Annotated in this window: 14 protein-coding genes; 12 read left to right on the top strand and 2 right to left on the bottom strand. The window is 39.9% G+C overall.

Annotated elements, in window-relative coordinates; all coding sequences use genetic code 11:
- Positions 1 to 33: 33 nt before the first annotated feature.
- The 9 genes from trhO to AC6CH7_RS16075 all read left to right on the top strand — a co-directional run bounded on the left by trhO (position 34) and on the right by AC6CH7_RS16075 (position 15747).
- Positions 34 to 981, top strand: coding sequence for an oxygen-dependent tRNA uridine(34) hydroxylase TrhO (gene trhO / locus AC6CH7_RS16115; protein ID WP_498263724.1), 948 nt, complete (start codon positions 34 to 36; stop codon positions 979 to 981).
- A gap of 6 nt (positions 982 to 987) precedes the next feature.
- Complete coding sequence (locus AC6CH7_RS16110; protein ID WP_498263723.1) at positions 988 to 3879, top strand: ligand-binding sensor domain-containing protein; 2892 nt, start codon at positions 988 to 990, stop codon at positions 3877 to 3879.
- 249 nt (positions 3880 to 4128) lie between these two features.
- Positions 4129 to 7143 carry a SusC/RagA family TonB-linked outer membrane protein gene (locus AC6CH7_RS16105; RefSeq protein ID WP_498263722.1) on the top strand — a complete coding sequence of 1005 codons (3015 nt, stop codon included), beginning with the start codon at positions 4129 to 4131 and terminating at the stop codon, positions 7141 to 7143.
- Positions 7144 to 7154: 11 nt separating this feature from the next.
- Positions 7155 to 8636, top strand: a complete 1482-nt coding sequence (locus AC6CH7_RS16100; protein ID WP_498263721.1) for a RagB/SusD family nutrient uptake outer membrane protein — start codon at positions 7155 to 7157, stop codon at positions 8634 to 8636.
- 56 nt (positions 8637 to 8692) lie between these two features.
- On the top strand, positions 8693 to 10045 hold the full coding sequence (locus tag AC6CH7_RS16095) for a glucoamylase family protein (protein WP_498263720.1): 1353 nt from the start codon (positions 8693 to 8695) through the stop codon (positions 10043 to 10045).
- 3 nt (positions 10046 to 10048) lie between these two features.
- Positions 10049 to 11797: a family 43 glycosylhydrolase gene (locus tag AC6CH7_RS16090; protein ID WP_498263719.1), complete on the top strand. Its 1749-nt coding sequence runs from the start codon at positions 10049 to 10051 to the stop codon at positions 11795 to 11797.
- Positions 11798 to 11811: 14 nt separating this feature from the next.
- Positions 11812 to 12474 carry a GDSL-type esterase/lipase family protein gene (locus AC6CH7_RS16085; RefSeq protein WP_498263718.1) on the top strand — a complete coding sequence of 221 codons (663 nt, stop codon included), beginning with the start codon at positions 11812 to 11814 and terminating at the stop codon, positions 12472 to 12474.
- Positions 12475 to 12482: 8 nt separating this feature from the next.
- A complete protein-coding gene (bglX, locus tag AC6CH7_RS16080; protein ID WP_498263717.1) occupies positions 12483 to 14780 on the top strand; it encodes a beta-glucosidase BglX in 2298 nt (765 codons plus the stop codon).
- A gap of 184 nt (positions 14781 to 14964) precedes the next feature.
- Positions 14965 to 15747: a carboxylesterase family protein gene (locus AC6CH7_RS16075; protein WP_498263716.1), complete on the top strand. Its 783-nt coding sequence runs from the start codon at positions 14965 to 14967 to the stop codon at positions 15745 to 15747.
- Positions 15748 to 15767: 20 nt separating this feature from the next.
- Here AC6CH7_RS16075 and AC6CH7_RS16070 read toward each other — a convergent pair whose 3' ends face one another.
- Together AC6CH7_RS16070 and AC6CH7_RS16065 are read right to left on the bottom strand one after the other, a co-directional pair.
- Positions 15768 to 16493 (bottom strand): YebC/PmpR family DNA-binding transcriptional regulator, encoded by a 726-nt coding sequence (locus tag AC6CH7_RS16070; RefSeq protein ID WP_172659373.1) that lies wholly within the window; start codon positions 16491 to 16493, stop codon positions 15768 to 15770.
- 54 nt (positions 16494 to 16547) lie between these two features.
- A complete protein-coding gene (locus tag AC6CH7_RS16065; RefSeq protein ID WP_498263715.1) occupies positions 16548 to 17492 on the bottom strand; it encodes an NAD-dependent epimerase/dehydratase family protein in 945 nt (314 codons plus the stop codon).
- Positions 17493 to 17759: 267 nt separating this feature from the next.
- Between AC6CH7_RS16065 and AC6CH7_RS16060 the strand changes: the two genes are divergently transcribed.
- Genes AC6CH7_RS16060 through AC6CH7_RS16050 form a run of 3 tightly spaced genes read left to right on the top strand, consistent with a single transcriptional unit; the run spans position 17760 to position 21313 of the window.
- Entirely contained in the window at positions 17760 to 18431 is a 672-nt protein-coding gene (locus AC6CH7_RS16060; RefSeq protein WP_498263714.1) for a gluconate 2-dehydrogenase subunit 3 family protein, read from the top strand.
- A gap of 18 nt (positions 18432 to 18449) precedes the next feature.
- On the top strand, positions 18450 to 20153 hold the full coding sequence (locus AC6CH7_RS16055; protein WP_498263713.1) for a GMC oxidoreductase: 1704 nt from the start codon (positions 18450 to 18452) through the stop codon (positions 20151 to 20153).
- Positions 20153 to 21313, top strand: coding sequence for a Gfo/Idh/MocA family protein (locus AC6CH7_RS16050; RefSeq protein WP_498263712.1), 1161 nt, complete (start codon positions 20153 to 20155; stop codon positions 21311 to 21313). The genes AC6CH7_RS16055 and AC6CH7_RS16050 overlap by 1 nt, the downstream gene beginning before the upstream one ends.
- Positions 21314 to 21318 lie beyond the last annotated feature (5 nt).

Raw genomic sequence — 21318 nt, 5'->3', positions numbered from 1 at the left:
ATTAAACGCCGTTTGCATCGGTATCAATGAATTATGAAAAAATTCCAGACACTACTTTACTATTGCTATAGTCACATAGCCGAGGCAGAACAATTTGCTGCTGATCATCTCACATTTTGCAAATCTTTAAATCTTGTTGGCCGCATCATTGTTGCTGATGAGGGTTTAAACGGTACCGTTTCGGGAACAAAAGAATCCTGCGAAGCATACATGGCAGCTATAAAAGCTGATGAACGATTTGCTAAAACTGACTTTAAAATCGATGATGTTGAAGAGCCTTCATTCATCAAAATGCACTGTCGTTACAAAGCCGAAATTGTACACTCGGGATTAAGAGACCCACATATCATAGACCCGAACAGACAAACAGGCAAACACCTGGAACCTGCTGATTTTCAGAAAATGATAGATCAGGAAGATGTGATAATACTTGATGTACGTTCAAACTATGAGCACAATTTAGGGAAATTTAAAAATGCAGTAACCCTGGATATGGAGAATTTCAGAGATTTTCCTGATAAAATAAATGAGCTTGCTAAGTACAAGGATAAAAAAGTACTTACCTACTGCACAGGTGGCATAAAATGCGAAAAAGCATCGGCCTTGCTGTTACATCATGGATTTAATGATGTTTACCAGCTGCATGGCGGGATTATCAAGTATGGTAAAGAAGCCGGAGGTGAAGATTTTGAAGGTAAATGCTACGTTTTTGACAACCGTATTGCGGTTGACGTAAACACGGTAAACCCAACAATAGTATCTAAATGCTATAATTGTGGCAAGACCACTCCAAAAATGATCAATTGCGCCAATCCGGAATGCAATGAGCATGTCACACAATGTGATGAATGCGGAGAGGCTTTGCAAGGGTGCTGCTCTGTTGAATGTACCACAAATCCTCGTAAACGCCCTTATGATGGAACAGGATATTATGTAAAAGTACCACAGCCGGTAAACGCTTCAAGTAAACAACTATCTTAGCTGTTGATGAGCAACGGACCCCTTAAATACTTTATATTTTTAATCTTTTGTTTTGTATCTGTTTCTGCTCTTGCAGACGACATCAAAAGTATTGGGGTTCCTTACATTCAAAATTATCCTAAATCAGTTTACCTTTCCGGTAACCAAAACTGGTCTATTGCCAAAGGCAAAAACGGCATTATGTATTTTGGGAATACCCAGGGCCTGTTAACTTACGATGGCAAATACTGGCAACAATATGAAATGCCAAACCGCCAGATTGTTCGCTCGGTAGCTACCGATGATAACGGTATAATTTATACCGGAAGCTTTGGTGAATTCGGGTATTGGAAAATAGACCATAAGCGTTTAAAATATACTTCCCTCATCGACCTTATTCCGAAGGAACATAAAATGACTGATGAGATATGGAAAATCTATGTAGAGGGCAAACGTGTTATCTTCCAGTCCTTTTCGAGCATATATATTTACAATGACAAGAAAATAAGTGTTGTAAAAATACCTGCATTCTTTCTGTTTCTGCATAAAGTAGATAAACGTTTTATAATTGAAGCCTTAGGAAAAGGCCTGTTTGAGCTAAGTGATGATAAACTTGTCCCTCTTAAAAATATTGGCCCGCCACTACCCGGAAGCGTACTTTCGATCCTTCCTTATAAAAACGGCAGTTTATTAATTGGTACCAGCAAAGATGGTTTGTTTCTATACGACGGCGAAAAATACACTCCTTTTAATACGCCTGCAAACACCTTCCTGCAAACCTATCAATTAAATAACGGGGTTAAAGTGTTAGGGAAATACTATGCCTACGGTACAATTTTAAACGGCTTGATTATTATTGATGAGGATGGAAACATTGTACAAAGGATCAATAAATCAAGTGGTTTACAAAACTATACGGTACTTAGTATTTATGCGGATGATGATCAGAACTTATGGGCTGGTCTTGATAACGGCATAGACCGTATAGAATTAAACTCTCCTCTTTACTTTTATTTTGATAAGACAGGCCTTTTTGGCACCGTATATTCGAGCATTATTTATAAGAACATAATTTATTTAGGAACCAACCAGGGTCTTTTTTACAGTCCATGGGTAGGTGGTAAAGACAACTCCTTCAGTTCTTTTGATTTTAAGCTGATACCCAAATCGCAGGGACAGGTTTGGGACCTGAGGATGATTGATGGACAGCTTCTTTGTGGCCACAACGATGGCACTTTTAGTGTTACCGGAAACACAATTGAAAAAGTGACTGGTATAAGCGGGGGCTGGGTTATTAAAAAGCTGAACGACAATTACCTTATCCAAGGTACTTATAATGGCCTGGTACTATTCAAAAAGGACCCGGCTGGCCAGTGGAAATTTGATTCCAAAATTAAAGGTTTTGATGAGCCATCAAGATATGTAGAACAGGACTCTAAAGGTGACATTTGGGTGAGCCATGCTTACAGAGGTTTATATAAATTGGTATTGAGTCCTGATTTTAAAACAGTCACAAACATTAAGTATTACGACGAGCGTAATGGGCTGCCAAGTACTTATGGCATTAATCTCTTCACCCTTGAAAATAAACTGATCTATTCTTCCAACCAGGGCTTTTTAACCTACGACGAGATCAGCAACAACTTTAGCAAGTACACGACTCTGAATAAAGAACTTGGATCTTTTTCTCAATCCAATAAGATCATTAAAGCAGACTATAAGAAATATTGGTTTATTAACCATGGTAAAATGGCGCTGATCAATTTTTCTCAACCGGGAAAGATAGAAATAGATTCTAATCGTTTCAGTGTTTTAGATGGAAGAATGGTTCAGTACTATGAAAACATCAGTAAGATCAGCGACCATATTTATCTGATCAGTGTTGATGATGGGTTTGTGATTTACAATGAGTTAGATTCACTAAAGCGTAAAAAAGTAGCGCTTCCATCTGTTTTAATTAGAAAAATAGAAGATATTACAGACACCTACTCTATTATTAGTGAGGTTGGAAATACAGATTCAGAAATTGAAATACCTTTTAGCAGAAACAACATCAGGATTTCGTACGCACTTCCTTATTACAGACAAAGCAGCATCAAGTTCCAGTATTTCCTGAAGGGCTATTCTAAACAATGGTCTGACTGGAGTTCTGCCTCGCAAAAAGATTTCACTAACCTTAGTGCAGGAACTTATACCTTCCTTGTTAGGGCTAAGATTAATGATGAGACCATAAGCAAGGACACTGAGTTTAAATTTACTATCCTCCCGCCTTTTTATGCCAGTAATTGGGCTTTCGTTTTATACCTGATTGGTATTGTCTTTTTACTTATTGCTTCCAAGCGCTTTTACGAAAGAAAGCTGATGAAAGATCAGCAAGCCATTTCTGATAAGTTGCAGGCAGAAAAAGAGGAATTCCTTAAAAAAGAAGCAGAAGCAACTGAAAGGCAAATCATCAAATTACAAACAGAGAAGCTGCAGGTTGAACTTGCGGGTAAGAACAGGGAACTGGCTAACTCGGCCATGAGTTTGGTTTACAAAAATGAGCTACTGCAGAAACTAAGTCAGGAGATGCTGAAGCTTAAAGATTCAAGCGGAAAACCATTGGCAGAAGAACAGCTCAGAAAAATCCAAAAAGTTATCGATGAAGGCATGAACGATGAGCGTGACTGGAATTTATTCGAGAGCAGCTTTAATGAGGCGCATGAGAGTTTCTTCAAAAAGCTTAAAGCCAATCACCCGGATCTTGTACCTAATGATTTAAAACTTTGCGCATACCTGCACATGAATATGAGTAGTAAGGAAATGGCATCATTGCTAAACATTTCGCTAAGGGGTGTAGAAATACGCCGCTACAGACTTCGTAAAAAGCTTGATGTACCCCACGACAAGAACCTTGTGGAGTTTCTAATGGAGCTATAGCACTACATCATTACCTCTCATACCCCTTTTTTTAAGATTGATTTTATAAAATTCTTTTGACCCCTTGTTGTAGGTCTAAATTTTGTTATGTCGGCATAGAACAACGTTTTTAGCGAAACAAGACGCCTATTTCGATTGTTTGAGAAAGTATAGGTTTCCATGATGATGTATTAATGTTGAGGCGTTTTATTTGTTTTAACTCAAATACTCTCGGAGATTTATACAACTAACAACTAAATTTTAAACAGCATGAAAAGAATCTTTACAAAACTTTCTGTTTTAACTTTTTTATGTTTTCTTTTTATCAACGCAGCTTCTGCGCAAGATATTACTATACGAGGTGTAGTAAGTGATGGCGCAGATAAAACCACCCTTCCAGGGGTAAGCGTTTTAGTAAAGGGAACACAAATTGGGACACAAACAGATGCAACAGGAAAATACGCAATAAGTGCTCCGGCCAATGCGACTCTTGTATTCTCTTACATTGGATATAATCCAACGGAGATGCAAGTAAACAACAGAACAACAATAAACATCGAATTAGCTACTTCTGCACAGCAACTAGAGCAGGTTGTAGTCGTGGGTTATGGTACACAGAAAAAGATTGATGTGACCGGATCAGTAGGAAATGTAAAAGGTGAAGACATCGCCAAACAAGCCTCTGTAAACCCTGTAAGTTCGCTCCAAGGTAAGGTAGCAGGCGTAACCATTACCAATGTGGGTGCACCTGGTGGAACTCCGCAATTAACCATACGTGGTGCAAGTACGATTTATGGTAAAACAGGAGCTTTATATGTAGTAGATGGGGTTTGGTATGATGATATCAACTTTTTGAATCCTGCCGACATTGCTGATATAAGCATTCTAAAGGATGCTTCGGCACAGTCTATTTTCGGTATACGCGGTGCCAATGGGGTTGTACTGGTAACGACTACCAAAGGCAAAAAGGGAGATCCCATTATTAACTACAATGGATCCGTAGGCTTCCAAAGAGTTACCAATAAAGTTGAGATGGCTGATGCTTCGGAGTATGCAACAGCAGTTAATGAGGCCTATGCGCTTCTTGATGAGCCAGCATTATTTGCCAACACTGATCTTGGTAAGGGAACCGACTGGTACGGTCTGATGTTAAGGGACGCGATGGTGACTAATCATCAGATCTCTATTAACGGTGGTACAGAAAAATCAACCTACAACCTTTCGCTTGGTTACCTGAATCAAGATGGAATTGTAAAAAACAACAACTATCAGCGTTACACCGCAAGGTTATCTAATGACATTCAGATTTTTGAGCCGCTCAAAATCGGATACAACGTCACGGCCACTTCGAGCAAATCGAAGGACGCGCCAACTGCACTATTCAGAGGACTTTATGCGGCTTCTCCAGTAGTACCTGTATTTAATGAGGACGGTTCTTATGGTGATCCTAATGATTTTAATTTAGGGAATGGCAGTAACATAAACCCTCAGGTAACAATGGATTTCTTTAACCAAAGAACAACCAAATATAAAGTTACAGGAAACGTGTTTGCTGAACTGAAACTATTAAAAGACTTTACCTTTAAAACCAGCCTGGGTGGCGATTTTGGTCAGGAGGAAGTAAGGGGCTATATACCAAAATACGAAGCCACTACTGCACAGAACAACACCATCAGTAAGCTAAACATAGACAGGGTTGAAAACAGAAACTGGATCATAGAAAATACTCTGACCTATGATAAACAATGGGATGACCATAGGTTAACTGTACTTGCCGGACAAACCGCACAACGTACAAAATTATACAGAACCTTTGCATCAGCTGAGAATGTACCTTACAACTCAGAAAGCGATCTATATCTGGCACTTGGCGATGCAGCGTCACGATCTATTCGGGATGAGGGTGAGCTCAGTACATTTTCTTCATATTTTGCAAGGGTAAACTATGCCTACAAGAACAAATACCTATTGAATGCTTCCTTCAGGAGAGATGGCGCTTCTCAATTCTATGGGTTTGACTCAAATCCATGGGGTAACTTCCCTTCTATCGGTGCAGGCTGGGTAATCACCAATGAAGACTTCATGAAAGATCAGAAGGTATTTAGTAATTTAAAACTTCGTGGAAGCTGGGGTAAAGTAGGAAATGCTGGGGTACCTTTCAATCCTTCTACACTTACAGTTGACCAGGCTGCAGAATTGATTGCATTTTTTGGTGGAAACCCTCAAACTGGTGCAAGTATCAGATCAATTGTCCCTCCTTCATTACTCTGGGAACGTAGTGCCGGAACAAACGTAGGTCTGGAGATGGGCTTTTTGGACAACCGATTAAAAATAGAGACCGATTATTACACACGAAAAACTGAACAGGCCATTTTTAATATTCCAATCCTTGGAAGTTTAGGAACTACAAACAGTACAATCTTAGGTAACCAGGCCGACATTAAGAATAGCGGAGTTGAATTTTTGACTACATGGGCTGACAAAACTGAAGGCGGGTTAACGTATACAATCAGTGCGAATCTGGGCATCAACAACAATAAAGTCTTGAATGTAACCTCGGGAGATAACCCGGTTTATCAAGGCGGAGTAGGACTGACCAGTGGTTACAGATCTACAAGAACTGTTAACAACAGACCTATTGGTGAGTTCTTTGGTTATCAGGTTGCAGGTGTTTTCCAAACAGCCGAGGAAGTTGCTGAATGGACAAACAATAAATTTTCAATAGGTGACTTCAAATTTGCAGACATTAATAATGACGGCACTATTGATGACAGAGACAGAGTAGTGTTGGGTAATCCTAATCCTAAATTTAGCTATGGGATAAATACCAATTTTGCTTACAAAAACTTTGATCTTACCCTAGATATTCAGGGCGTTGCAGGAGTAGATGTATTAAACGCCAATCTGGCTAACCGTTTTGGTAATGAAAATTATACCAAAGACTTTTTTGACCACCGTTGGACTGGCCCGGGATCATCCAATACTTATCCATCAGCAAATCTTGCCAATGAGCTTAACAAGGCTCCCAGCTCTTTTTATGTGGAAAGTGGTGATTATATCCGCCTAAGAAACATACAGCTGGGCTATACCCTACCTCAAACTTTAACCACTAAATGGAAGGCAAAGAACCTGAGGGTATTTATAAATGCACAAAATGCGGTAAACCTATTTGGTTACAAAGGATTCAGCCCTGAGGTAGGTGGCACTCCTACAAATGCAGGAATAGACACCAATGTGTATCCATTATTCGCTACTTATAATTTCGGCGTTAACTTAACATTCTAACTGAATTGAATATGAAAACATATATAAATATACAGTCCTGCTTCGTTGCAGCGGCCCTAAGCGCGATGCTTTTTACGGCTTCCTGTAAAAAGGACTTTCTAAATGTTCCACCTCAAGCTCAACAACCAGATGTTCAATTCTGGAAAACACCTGAGGATGCCCTAAAAGGAGTAAATGCTATGTATGCGCAATTGCGCAGCTGGAATAATGTTGCTTTTAACGCCCTGGTTATTGAAAGTACGGGATCAGACGAAGCCGATAAAGGCAGTACACCTACTGATGCTACATTTTTTAATCTCTTTGACAATTTTACTGTGACCTCAACACAAGGTTCTTTGCAGGATTTTTGGACCGGGCAATACCAAAACATCAATCTTTCCAATCAGGTATTGGATAACGTGCCAGATATAGAAATGGATCAGAATTTAAAGGCACGCTACCTTGCAGAAGCGAAATTTATACGTGCATACTCTTATTTCAGACTTGTCCGTGCTTATGGAAATGTGGTTTTAAGACTTCATGTTCCTAAGGATGCGACAGAATACAACATGCCTCAGTCGACGAAAGAAGAAGTATATGCACAAATCGAAAAAGACCTGACAGAAGCTGCAGCAGTTCTTCCTCCTTCTTATAGTGGTGCTGAACTGGGTAGGGCAACAAAGGGTGCCGCTTTAGGTTTGATGGCCAAAGCAGCGATGTACCAGCAAAAATGGGATCAGGTGCTGTCGCTAACAAATCAGGTTATGGGATTAGGTTATGATCTTTTTCCGGATTTTGAAAAAGGATTCAGAACAGAAAACGAGAACAATATTGAATCTGTTTTCGAGATTCAATGCGAATTGTTACCTGGAAATTCTGGAGCATCAAACTCGCAGTATAGTCAAGTTCAAGGTGCTGCTGGTGTTCCTGGTGGTGGCTGGGGCTTTAATACACCTTCAGAAGTTTTGGCTAATGCCTTTGAAACCGGCGATCCAAGAAGAAATGCAACCATTCTCTTTAAAGGCGAGACTACTCCTCAGGGAGATGTGATTCCCAACACTGTGCCAAATGAAAGATATAATCAAAAATCATATGTACCATTTGGGATGCGCGTATCTGGTTTTAATGAAGGAGCACAGCAAAACATTCGTGTCTTGAGATTCGCAGACATACTCTTGATGAACGCAGAAGCGGCCAACGAACTTGGAAATCCAACACTTGCCAAAACATCATTAAATCGTGTAAGAAAACGTGCACGTGGAACTAATGTGACGATCCTGCCCGATGTAACCACCAGCGATAAAGCAGCATTACAGGAGGCGATCTGGCACGAACGACAAGTAGAGCTGGCAATGGAAAGTGACCGTTATTTTGATGTAATTCGTCAGGGCCGTGCACTTCAAGTGTTTGGTCCGAAAGGATGGAAAGCGAACAAAAATGAAGTCTGGCCAATTCCTTCAACCGAGATAGACCTAAGCGGTGGTTTGTTAAAACAAAACCCCGGCTATAATTAATTCACTTCTAAAAGGTTGCTGCTTTAACAGTAGCAGCCTTTTTTAGTTATAAGCGCATGATAAAAATCAGTCACTTTTCAATCCCCCTAATATTTTCATTAGTTTTTGTTCTATTTACAAATCCTGTACTGGCGCAAAAAAAAAGCAATAAAATAACGGCTGACCTCTCAATTAAAAAAAACCTTACCGATGACCAGCTTCTTGATCTGGTACAAAAACAAACTTTCAGATACTTCTGGGACTTTGGACATCCTGTTAGCGGCATGGCGCGCGAACGTAGTAACCGATCTTTTGACTACGGCGATGAGGTAGTTACCACAGGTGGTACCGGGTTTGGCGTTATGGCTATGATAGTAGCCGCCGAGCGTAAATTCATTACTCGTGAACAAGCGGCTGAACGCACAAAAAAAATAGTAGACTTTTTATGGAAAGCAGATATGTTTCATGGCGCTTTCCCCCATTGGTTAAATGGAGAAACCGGAAAAGTAATCCGCTTTAGCCCAAAAGATGATGGTGCAGATATCGTTGAAACTTCTTTATTGTTTCAAGGTTTATTAACTGCCCGACAGTATTATACTGCAGATAATCCTGTCGAAAACGACATCAGAAATAAAATATTATGGATGTGGGAAGGAATTGAATGGAACTGGTTTACTCAAAATCAGAATGTTCTTTACTGGCACTGGAGTCCAAACAACGGCTGGAGCATGAACCATCAGATTAAGGGATGGAATGAGTGTCTGATTACCTACGTGATGGCAGCATCATCTCCAAAATTCCCTATCAACAAACGCGTTTACGACGATGGTTACGCAAATAACAACACCTTCTTTAATGGCCGTAAATTTAATGGTATTACACTGCCATTAGGCTTTGATTACGGAGGCCCGCTATTCTTTTCACATTACTCATTCCTAGGTTTAGATCCACGTGGTTTAAAAGACAATAATGCGGATTATTGGGAGCAAAACAAAAATCACACGCTTATTAACAGGGCTTATTGTATAGAAAACCCTAAAAAATACAAAGGCTACGGTGCCAATAGCTGGGGCTTAACTGCCAGTGATAGCTGGGGTGGCTATGCAGCTCATTCGCCAACAGAAGACCTTGGTGTAATTACCCCAACTGCAGCTTTATCTGCCTTCCCATATACTCCAGAATATTCAATGGAAGCACTAAAACATTTTTATTATGATAAAGGCGACAAATTATGGAGCGAATATGGGTTTGTTGATGCCTTTAGCGAAGAAAAAAACTGGTATGCAAAATCTCACCTCGCTATAGATCAGGGGCCAATCATTGTTATGATTGAAAACTACCGCAGCGGCTTATTGTGGAAATTATTTATGAGCAGTCCTGATGTAAAAAGAGGTCTTAAAACCTTAGGATTCACAAGTCCCAATTTATAGATGATGATGAAGAAAATATATATTTCAATATTGCTAATGCTTATTGTAAGCATGGGCGCATTTGCCCAAAAAAAACAACTAACCTATTGCAATCCAATTAATCTGGATTATGGCTATACTCCTATTCCTAATTTTGCTGAGCAGGGAAAACACAGAGCTACAGCCGATCCTGTTATTGTAACCTATAAAGGCGATTATTATCTGTTTTCTACCAATCAATGGGGTTATTGGTGGAGCAGTGATATGTATAACTGGAAATTCGTTTCTAAAAACTTTCTAAGACCGGAACATAAGGTCTATGATGATCTTTGCGCACCATCGGTATGGGTGCAGGGAGATACGATGCTTGTTTTCGGTTCTACCTATTCTAAAAATTTCCCGATATGGATGAGTACGGATCCTAAAAAAAATGAATGGAAAGAAGTTGTTCATGAATTTGAGATTGGCGGATGGGATCCTGCTCATTTTGTTGATGACGACGGTAAGCTATACATGTACAATGGTAGCAGCAATAGCTATCCCCTGTATGGCATTGAGTTAAACCGAAAAACTTTTGAACCGATAGGCACCCGTAAAGAATTACTCCTGTTAAATCCGGAACGTTTTGGATGGCAACGGTTTGGAGAATATTTGGACAACACCTTTTTAGATCCATTTATGGAGGGTGCCTGGGTAACAAAGCACAACAGTAAGTACTACCTTCAATATGGTGCACCAGGCACAGAATTTAGCGGCTATGCCGATGGTGTGGCTGTTGGGCCTACCCCTTTGGGACCATTTGAACATCAGTCTATCCCTTTTTCATGGAAACCAGGTGGCTTTGCCCGTGGTGCTGGCCATGGTGCTACTTATCAGGATAAATGGAAAAACTATTGGCATGTTTCTACTATAGCCATCTCCGTAAAAAACAACTTTGAACGCCGCCTTGGTATTTGGCCAGCCGGATTCGATAAGGATGACGTAATGTATATGGATGCTGCCTTTGGCGATTATCCTCATTACTTACCCACTGATGCTCAGGATCATTTAAAAAGCGGTTTTACCGGGTGGATGTTGTTAAGCTATAACAAGCCGGTAACTGTATCATCAACACTTGGATCGTACTATGCCAACAATGCTGTTGATGAAAGCATTAAAACTTATTGGAGTGCAAAAACAGCAAATAAAGGCGAATGGATACAAACTGATCTTGGTAGCGTGTCGACAGTAAATGCGGTACAGATTAACTATGCAGATCAGGATGCTGAGTTCCTTGGCAAACGACAAGACATTTATCATCAATACAAGCTGTGGTATTCTGCAGATGGTGTGAAATGGAAAATTTTAAAGGATAAAAGCACAAATAAAACTGATGTTCCTCATGACTATATTGAGCTTGAACAACCCGTTAAGGCACGGTTTATAAAACTGGAAAACATACACATGCCTACAGGGAGATTCGCTATTAGTGGCCTAAGGGTTTTTGGTAATGGCAATCAGTCGGCACCAAAAAGCGTCAGAGATTTTGTTGTACTAAGAACCGAAAAAGACAAACGCAGTGCATGGTTAAAATGGGCACCTGTAGAAGATGCTTATGCCTACAACATCTACATAGGCACTGAGCCTGATAAGCTGTATAACTGCATTATGGTGTATAATACAAATGAATACTGGTATAAAGGGATGGACAAAAATAAAACTTACTATTTTAGCATCGAAGCAATCAATGAGAGCGGAGTCGCTCCTAAAACAGAGGTTGCCAAAGTTAATTAGAAAATTAAAAAATTATGAAACGTCACTTCTATTTCCGTCTACTTTTTGTATTACTGGCAAGTCTGTCTGTTAACTCATTTGCACAGGTGAAACCTTTTTGGAACGATATCCAGAAATTTAAGCATCAGGACAGTGCATCAATGCCTGCCAAAAACAAAGTTGTATTTGTGGGCAGCTCGTCTTTTACGCGCTGGAATGACCTGGAGACAGTTTTTAAAGATTATCATGCCATTAACCGTGGTTTTGGAGGTTCTACGCTTGAGCAGGCGAATGCGTATATCAACGAGCTTGTGTTTGCTTATAAACCCAAGCAGGTTGTAATTTACAGTGGAGAAAATGACATTGCAACAGGTACAAGTGTTGAGCAGACGTACGACAGATTTGTGACGTTTTATAATAACCTTCGTAAAGGTCTTCCCAAAGCAAACATCGTCTATATTTCTATGAAGCAGAGTCCTTCAAGAATGAAGTTTGCAGATAATGTGAACAAAGCAAACACCATGATAAAAGAGTACATCAGTAAGCAAAAAAATGCAGTTTTTATTGATGTAAACTCCAAAATGCTGGACAGCAGCGGCGCTCCAAGACCAGAACTATTTGTAGAAGACATGCTACATATGAAACCAGAAGGCTATGCCATCTGGATCAAAGAAATAACACCCTATTTAAAAAAATAACACGAAAAATGAAAATATCTCACTTACTATTCTTGTCTATGTTTTTCTGCATCGGCGCAACATTTGCGCAACAGAAAAAAAAAGTTCCCGCAGCTGATCAAAAGATGAATGCTTTTATCAGCAACCTATTATCTAAAATGACTTTAGATGAAAAGATAGGGCAACTCAATTTGCTAACCGGTGGGGAAGCAACTACAGGATCAGTAGTAAGTACAGATGTTGAAAGTAAAATCAAGAAAGGCCAGGTAGGTGGTATGTTTAGCTTTACAACACCTCAAAAAATCCGCAAGGCACAAGAGATCGCTGTAAACGAAAGCAGACTTAAAATCCCAATCATTTTTGGGCAGGATGTAATCCACGGCTATAAAACTACCTTTCCTATCCCACTGGCTTTGTCTTGTACCTGGGATATGTCTCTTATCCAGAAGACGGCACGTATAGCAGCTGTTGAAGCTACAGCTGATGGCCTTAACTGGACTTTTTCTCCAATGGTTGATATATCAAGAGACCCAAGATGGGGAAGAATCTCTGAAGGATCGGGAGAGGATACTTATTTAGGCAGTCAAATTGCCAAGGCAATGATTAAAGGTTATCAGGGCGATGACCTTTCTAAATACAACACCATGATGGCTTGTGTCAAACACTTTGCACTATATGGCGCTGCAGAAGCTGGAAGAGATTACAACACTACAGATATGAGCCTGGACAGGATGTACAACGAATACCTGCCTCCATATAAAGCTGCTATTGATGCTGGAGCCGGAAGTGTAATGACATCATTTAATGATATTAATGGTGTTCCTGCAACCGCTAACAAATGGTTAATGACAGATTTGCTACGTAAACAATGGGGCTTTAAGGGTTTCGTTGTTACGGACTACACCGCTGTGAACGAACTGATAGATCATGGTTTGGGTGATTTGCAGGCAGTATCTGCCTTATCGTTAAATGCCGGAGTTGATATGGATATGGTGGGTGAAGGATTTTTAACCACCCTAAAAAAATCGGTACAGGAAGGCAAAGTAAAAACACAACAAATTGATCATGCCTGCCGCCTTGTGTTGGAGGCTAAATACAAGCTTGGGCTGTTTGAAGATCCATATCGTTATTGCGACGAAGAACGTGCAAAAACCGAAATACTTAAACCCGAGCATTTACAATTTGCACGTGAAGCGGCAACTCAATCCTTCGTATTGTTAAAGAACGACAAACAGACATTACCTCTTAAAAAAACAGGTACGGTTGCATTAATAGGTCCTTTGGCCAACACTGGATCCAATATGCCAGGTACATGGAGTGTAAATAGTGATTTAGCCAGTACCTCTTCCCTTCTGGCAGGTATGAAAGCTACTTTAGGGTCAAACGTTAAAGTATTACATAGCTTAGGTTCGAACTTATTGGCGGATGAAGCGTATCAAAAAAGAGCAACTATGTTTGCTCGTGATATTCCCAGAGACAACCGTCCGGAAGAAGAAGTGATCAAAGAAGCCGTAGGCATTGCAAAACAATCTGATGTAGTTATTGCGGCTCTGGGAGAAGGTTCTGAAATGAGTGGTGAAAGCTCAAGCCGGACCAATCTGGAAATCCCCGAAGTTCAAAAACGCTTATTACAGGCCTTACTTAAAACTGGCAAACCAGTTGTTTTAGTTTTGTTTAGCGGTAGGCCATTGGTTTTAAATTGGGAAAATGAGAATGTTCCGGCAATACTTAATGTTTGGTTTGGGGGTACAGAAGCGGCAAAAGCAATTACCGATGTATTATTTGGCGATGTAAATCCATCGGGGAAACTGACCACAACATTCCCGCAAAATGTTGGTCAGATACCATTGTATTACAGCCATAAAAATACAGGTCGCCCATTAGAAGATGGCAAATGGTTTTCTAAATTCCGTTCTAATTACATTGATGTAAGCAATGATCCCTTGTATCCATTTGGATACGGATTAAGCTATACAACCTTTGATTATAGTGATATAAAACTAGACAAGGATAAATTTAAATCCGGCGAAACGATCAATGCGAGTGTTATTGTAAAGAATACCGGATCAAGGGAAGGCAAAGAAGTAGTTCAGCTTTACATCAGAGACCTTGTTGGCAGCTCTACCCGTCCTGTCAAAGAATTAAAACACTTTGAAAAAATTGATTTAAAGGCGGGAGAAAGCAAAACAGTTAATTTCAAAATCACTGTTGATGATTTAAAATTCTTTAACTCGGAACTTAAATATCTGGCGGAACCGGGAGATTTCAAAGTGTTCATTGGCACAAATTCAAGAGACGTTAAGACTAATCAGTTTACGCTGCTTTAGTGCATTTAGTTTAGGAGCCATGCTATAGTTTACCTCCTCATCCCGAATCCGAGGGATCTCTGGGTTATACCAATACTTTGTAATCAAGAGATCCCTCGGATTCGGGAGGACGCCATCTTTAAGCAATCGTTATCCCTATATCCTCTCATTTTTAAAAGACTACAATTTTGTTTAGATTAGTAACATGAACAGGATTAAATTAACCGCTTTTATGGTCTTGCTATTAGGATTAAATACGATGGCTCAGGACTTCAAGAAATATGATTCAGGGAATTTCATTGAAGGGAAAGACAGCATTTATTATAGGATTCTGTTTCCCGAGAACTTTGATCCAAATCAAAAATATCCAATACTGTTCTTCTTACATGGAAGTGGAGAAAAAGGAAATGATAATGAGAAACAGCTTACCCATGGCGGCAAGTTGTTTTTAAAAGATAGTGTTCGTAAAAACTTTCCGGCAATAATTGTATTCCCACAATGTAGCAATGATAGCTTCTGGGCAAACATTCAATTCAAAAATAATGAAGGTGGCAAGCGGGAATTTAATTTCCAAACAGGAGGCAAGCCCACAAAAGCCATGCATGCATTGCTGGGTATGATAGATAATTTTTTGGATAAGCCCTTTGTGGATAAGAAAAAGGTTTACGTGGGCGGCTTATCTATGGGAGGAATGGGTACTTATGAATTACTACGACGCAAGCGCAAAACATTTGCAGCCGCTTTTGCGATCTGTGGTGGCGATAACATTGCAAATGTTCAGAAGTACAAAAAGGTACCGCTATGGATTTTTCATGGAGAAAAAGATGATGTAGTACCTGTTGTGCTTTCTACATCCATTGCCGATCAGCTTCAAGTATTGGGGAAAACTCCAAAAATAACGCTTTATCCCGAAGCCAATCACAACAGCTGGGACTCTGCCTTTGCAGAGCCGGAGCTGTTGCCATGGCTATTTTCTAATCAGAAATAATGGGTTTTATATGGCAGAATTTATTCTGCCATATTGTGATAAACTGCCTGAACATCGTCGTCCTCTTCCAGCTTATCTATTAATTTAAATACATCTGCGGCCTGCTCTTCTGTAACTGCGGTAGTTGAAAGGGAAATGCGCTCAAGCTTAGCACTTTTCATTTCAACAGCCAGATCTTCAAGTGCTTTTTGCATTTTACCGAAGTCTTCAAAAGCGGTTTGAACAACAGCAATATCATTTCCTTCTTCATCAGCCTCAAGATATAGTTCTTCCAGTCCTGAATCAATTAATTCAAATTCCAGTTCTTCAAGATCCTTTTCTCCAGGTAAGAATCTGAATATTGATTTACGATTAAAAATAAAATCAAGAGATCCTGTTTTACCCAAAGTACCGCCTGTTTTATTAAAATAGCTACGGACGTTGGCAACCGTTCTGTTTGTATTGTCTGTTGCAGTTTCAATTAAAACGGCAACACCATGCTGCGCATAACCTTCGTAAACATACTCTTCGTACCCATTCTCATCTTTATTTGATGCACGTTTAATAGCCGCATCAACCCTGTCTTTAGGCATGTTTACTGCTTTGGCATTTTGTATAGCTGTACGTAAACGAGAGTTGGTATCAGGACTTGGTCCGCCATCTTTAACGGCCATTACAATCTCTTTACCTATCCTGGTAAATTGTACGGCCATTTTGGCCCAACGTTTAAATTTTCTTTCTTTTCTGAACTCAAATGCTCTTCCCATTTTATTCTCTTTGGTGGTTAGTAAGTAGTTAGCACTAACTACTTGATATTTATTTTATTTTTTTAAATTTTTAATCATGTCAAGCGTAAGTTTTGAAAGGTCAAACTCAGGCTTCCATCCCCATTCTTTTACCGCAAAGCTATCGTCAATAGACCTTGGCCAACTGTCTGCGATGTTTTGGCGAGGGTCATTTTCGGTGTAAGTTAATGTAAATTCCGGAATATGTTTTCTGATCTCCGCTGCTAAAATCTCTGGGGTAAAGCTTACCCCAGCAAAATTATAGCTGGAACGGATAGTTAGTTTTGATGCCTCAGCATCCATCAATTCTATAGTACCACGGATGGCATCATCCATATACATCATTGGTAATTCTGTTGCGGCATTTAAAAACGACGCATAAGTTCCTTTTTTTAACGCATCATGAAAAATATGGATGGCATAATCTGTGGTTCCTCCACCTGGGGCAGCTTTCCAACTTATTAGGCCCGGATAACGGATACTACGTACATCTAAATTATACTTTTGGTGGTAGTATTCGCACCAACGTTCTCCGGCCAGTTTACTAATTCCGTAAACGGTATTGGGATCCATTACACAAAACTGAGGGGTATTATCTTTAGGCGAATTTGGCCCAAAAACAGCTATAGAACTTGGCCAATATACTTTTGCCGTCTTATAGGTAATTGCCAAATCTAAAATATTAAGTAACCCGTTCATGTTAAGGTCCCAGGCAAGCTTAGGATTTTGCTCGCCGGTTGCAGACAACAAGGCCGCCAGTAAATAAACCTGTGTAGGCTCATACTTCTGAAAAATAGAATTTAAAGTATCTTTTTCCAGAACATTCACAAATTCAAAAGGGCCCGAATTCTTAATGTCATAATCAGGACGACGGATATCACATGCAATAACATTAGACTCTCCACACACTTTACGTAAAGCCGTTACCAGCTCTGTGCCGATCTGGCCGTTAGAGCCTAACACTACTATTTTCTCAATCATGACTGATTTGGGTTTCCACAAAAATAAATAAATGAATGAACCTATTCAAAAATGTTTAGTGCAACCAACATTTTACCTGGATAAAACCGATATTGGGGATACTCAATTGGATGGATTTTCGTTAATTTCTAAAGTGCGCTTTATTAAGTAACAAAAACATTATATATTTACTTTAATTGTGTATTTAGAACACTAACTATTTATTTTTTCTTAATATTACAAAACAAAACACACTTAGAATACACCAAAACACCTAAAACACCAAATATGGACAGACGAGAAGCAGTGAGGAATATGGCCTTCCTAATGGGAGGGGCTTTATCTGCAACTACGATAGGAGTATTTCTTGATAGTTGTAGCTCACCATCTACTAAAACCAATGGCAAATTATTTGATGATAATCAGCTTAAGCTGATTACCGAAGTTGCCGACATCATTATCCCTACAACCAGTTCGCCGGGTGCAAAGGCAGCAGGAGTAGGTCCATTTATTGCCTTAATGGTAAAAGATTGTTATCCTGAGGATGCTCAAAAGGCATTTGTGAAAGGACTGGATGCTCTTGAAGAGCAATCTAAAGACCAGTTTAAAAAATCTTTTCTGGAAATTTCCCCGGCAGAGCGTACACAACTGCTTAGTAAAGTCAGAGAAGAAACTATTGCTGCTACCAAAGCTGAACAGGATAAACAAAAAGAGGCAGATGCACAAAAAACTGACCCTGATAAGGCAAAATCTCAAACCGAAAATGCCGGCTTCACATCAATTCTACCAAAAGACAAGCCGAAAACAGAACCACGTTTCTTCTCTATCATTAGAGATCTAACCTTACTGGGTTACTTCACCTCTGAGATTGGAGCAACAAAAGCAATGGCTTACGTTGATATCCCTGGCCGCTATGATGGCTGTGTGGATTTGAAACCTGGTCAAAAAGTTTGGGCATAAACCTTTTATAGCATTAAAATGAGCAATTTAAATACGAAAGCGACAGCTAACAATACATATGACGCCATTGTTGTAGGATCTGGAATTAGTGGTGGCTGGGCAGCAAAGGAACTAACAGAAAAGGGCTTAAAAGTTCTATTACTTGAAAGAGGAAGAAACATTGAGCACATAAAAGACTATACTACTGCTACTAAAAAACCATGGGAGTTTGAACACCGTGGAAGAATAACAGAAGCACAAAAAGAAGCACATCCTGTGCAAAAGAGAGATTATCCATACTCTGAATTCAACGAGAGTTATTGGGTAGATGATCACGATTGTCCGTATACAGAAATTAAACGTTTTGACTGGTACCGTGGATTTCACGTTGGTGGAAAATCATTGATGTGGGGCAGACAGAGTTACCGCTTTAGCGACCTTAATTTTGAAGACAACCTTAAAGATGGACATGGTGTTGACTGGCCAATCAGATATAAAGATATTGCTCCATGGTATGACTATGTAGAGAAATTTGCAGGTATCAGCGGACAAGTAGAAGGTTGGCCGGCATTACCTGATGGTCAATTTCTGCCTCCAATGGAGATGAACTGCGTTGAGAAAGATGTAAAAAAACGCATTGAAGATAAGTGGAAAAAATCGAGAATCATGACAATTGGCCGTACAGCCAATTTAACTGTTCCTCATGGCGGAAGAGGATCTTGCCAATACCGTAATCTTTGCAGCAGAGGCTGTCCGTTTGGAGCTTATTTTAGCACTCAATCATCTACTCTGCCTGCTGCTATGGCTACAAACAACCTTACTTTACGTCCTTTTTCATTGGTAAACACGATTATCTATGATAAGGAAACCCAAAAAGCAAAAGGTGTTGTAGTAATAGATTCAGAAACAAAGGAAACGATAGAATATTTTGCAAAAATCGTTTTTGTAAACGGATCAACTTTAGGCTCAACTTTCCTGTTGCTTAACTCTACATCTGCTGAGTTTCCTGATGGATTAGGTAATGGCAGTGGACAATTGGGACACAACTTAATGGATCACCACTTCCGTTGCGGTGCATCTGGAAGAGCGGAAGGTTTTGACGATAAATACACTTACGGCCGCAGGGCAAATGGAATCTATATACCTAGATATAGAAACATGGGCAACGATAAACGCGACTACGTAAGGGGTTTCGGCTACCAAGGCGGTGCAAGCAGAGGAAACTGGCATGCTGATGTTGCGGAAATGGCATTTGGCGCTGAATTTAAAGATCAAATGACTACCCCTGGCGCATGGAACATGGGATTGGGAGGTTTTGGTGAATCTCTTCCATATTTCGAAAACCGCGTTTACATTGATAAAAGTAAGAAAGACAAATGGGGCCAACCGGTATTGGCTATTGATTGTGAGTTTAAAGATAACGAACAAAAAATGCGCGTTGACATGATGAATGATGCGGCAGAAATGCTTGAGGCATCAGGAATTAAAGATGTAAAAACTTATGACAACGGATCTGCTCCAGGTATGGCAATACACGAAATGGGAACTGCCCGTATGGGACATGACCCTAAAACTTCGGTATTAAATAAATGGAATCAGATGCATGAAGTAAAAAATGTATTTGTAACAGATGGTTCTTGCATGACTTCAGCTGCATGTCAGAATCCATCACTAACATATATGGCTTTAACAGCAAGAGCTTGTGATTTTGCCGTTAGTGAATTAAAAAAAGGTAACATTTAATGAAGACAAGAAAAATTAGAATGGGCATGGTAGGCGGCGGTAAAGACGCGTTTATCGGTGCCGTTCATCGTATTGCCGCGAACATTGACGGCCAGGTAGAGTTTTGCTGCGGAGCATTGAGTATAAACCCCGAAATCGCCAAAGAATCTGGTGAAATGTTATTCCTTCCGGAAGACAGGGTTTATATGAACTTTGAGGAAATGATTGAGAAAGAAAGCAAATTACCAGCTGACAAACGTATCGATTTTGTAACTATTGTTACCCCCAATTTTGCCCATTTTGCTCCTGCAATGATGGCTTTGGATCACGGGTTTAACGTGGTAATTGAAAAACCAATTGCTTTATCTCTTGAAGAAGCTAAGTTGCTGCAACAAAAAGTACAGGAAACTGGCTTAATTCTATGCTTAACCCATACTTACTCTGGCTACCCAATGGTAAAACAAGCCAGACAAATGGTAAAAGAAGGAAAACTAGGTGCCATCAGAAAGGTGTTGGTTGAATATCCTCAGGGTTGGTTAAGCACCCTTACTGAAAGAGAGGGAAATGCTGGTGCTGCATGGCGTACAGACCCTAAAAAAAGTGGAAAAAGCGGTTGCATGGGCGACATAGGTACTCACGCTGCACAATTAGCTGAATATATTTCTGGTGCAAAAATCGCTAAACTATGTGCTGATCTTAACATTGTGGTTGAAGGCAGAGGTCTTGATGATGATGGTAACGTATTGTTAAAATTCGATAACGGAGCCAATGGTGTGTTGGTTGCATCACAGGTTGCTGCAGGCGAAGAAAATGCATTAAAAATTAGGGTATATGGCGAAAAAGGTGGTTTAGAATGGAATCAGCAGGAGCCAAACACCCTTACTTTAAAATGGCTTAACGAACCTGCGCAGATTTATCGTGCCGGTCAGGCTTACCTTTCTGATATTGCCAAACACAACACCCGTGTACCGGGAGGTCACCCGGAAGGTTACTTAGAAGCGTTTGCAAATATCTACAGAAACTTTGCATCAACCGTTTCAGCAAAGATTCATGGTACAACCCCTACCGAGGCTATGTTAGATTTCCCTAAAGTGGAAGATGGCGTAAGAGGTATGGCATTTATTGACACAGTAGTGGCTTCAAGTCAGTCTGATCAAAAATGGACAGATTTTAAAATATAAAAACA

The sequence above is a fragment of the Pedobacter sp. GQ55 genome (assembly GCF_059758925.1).
The sequence above is the reverse complement of the archived record's forward strand: the minus strand, read 5'-3'. Positions and strand labels throughout refer to the sequence as shown.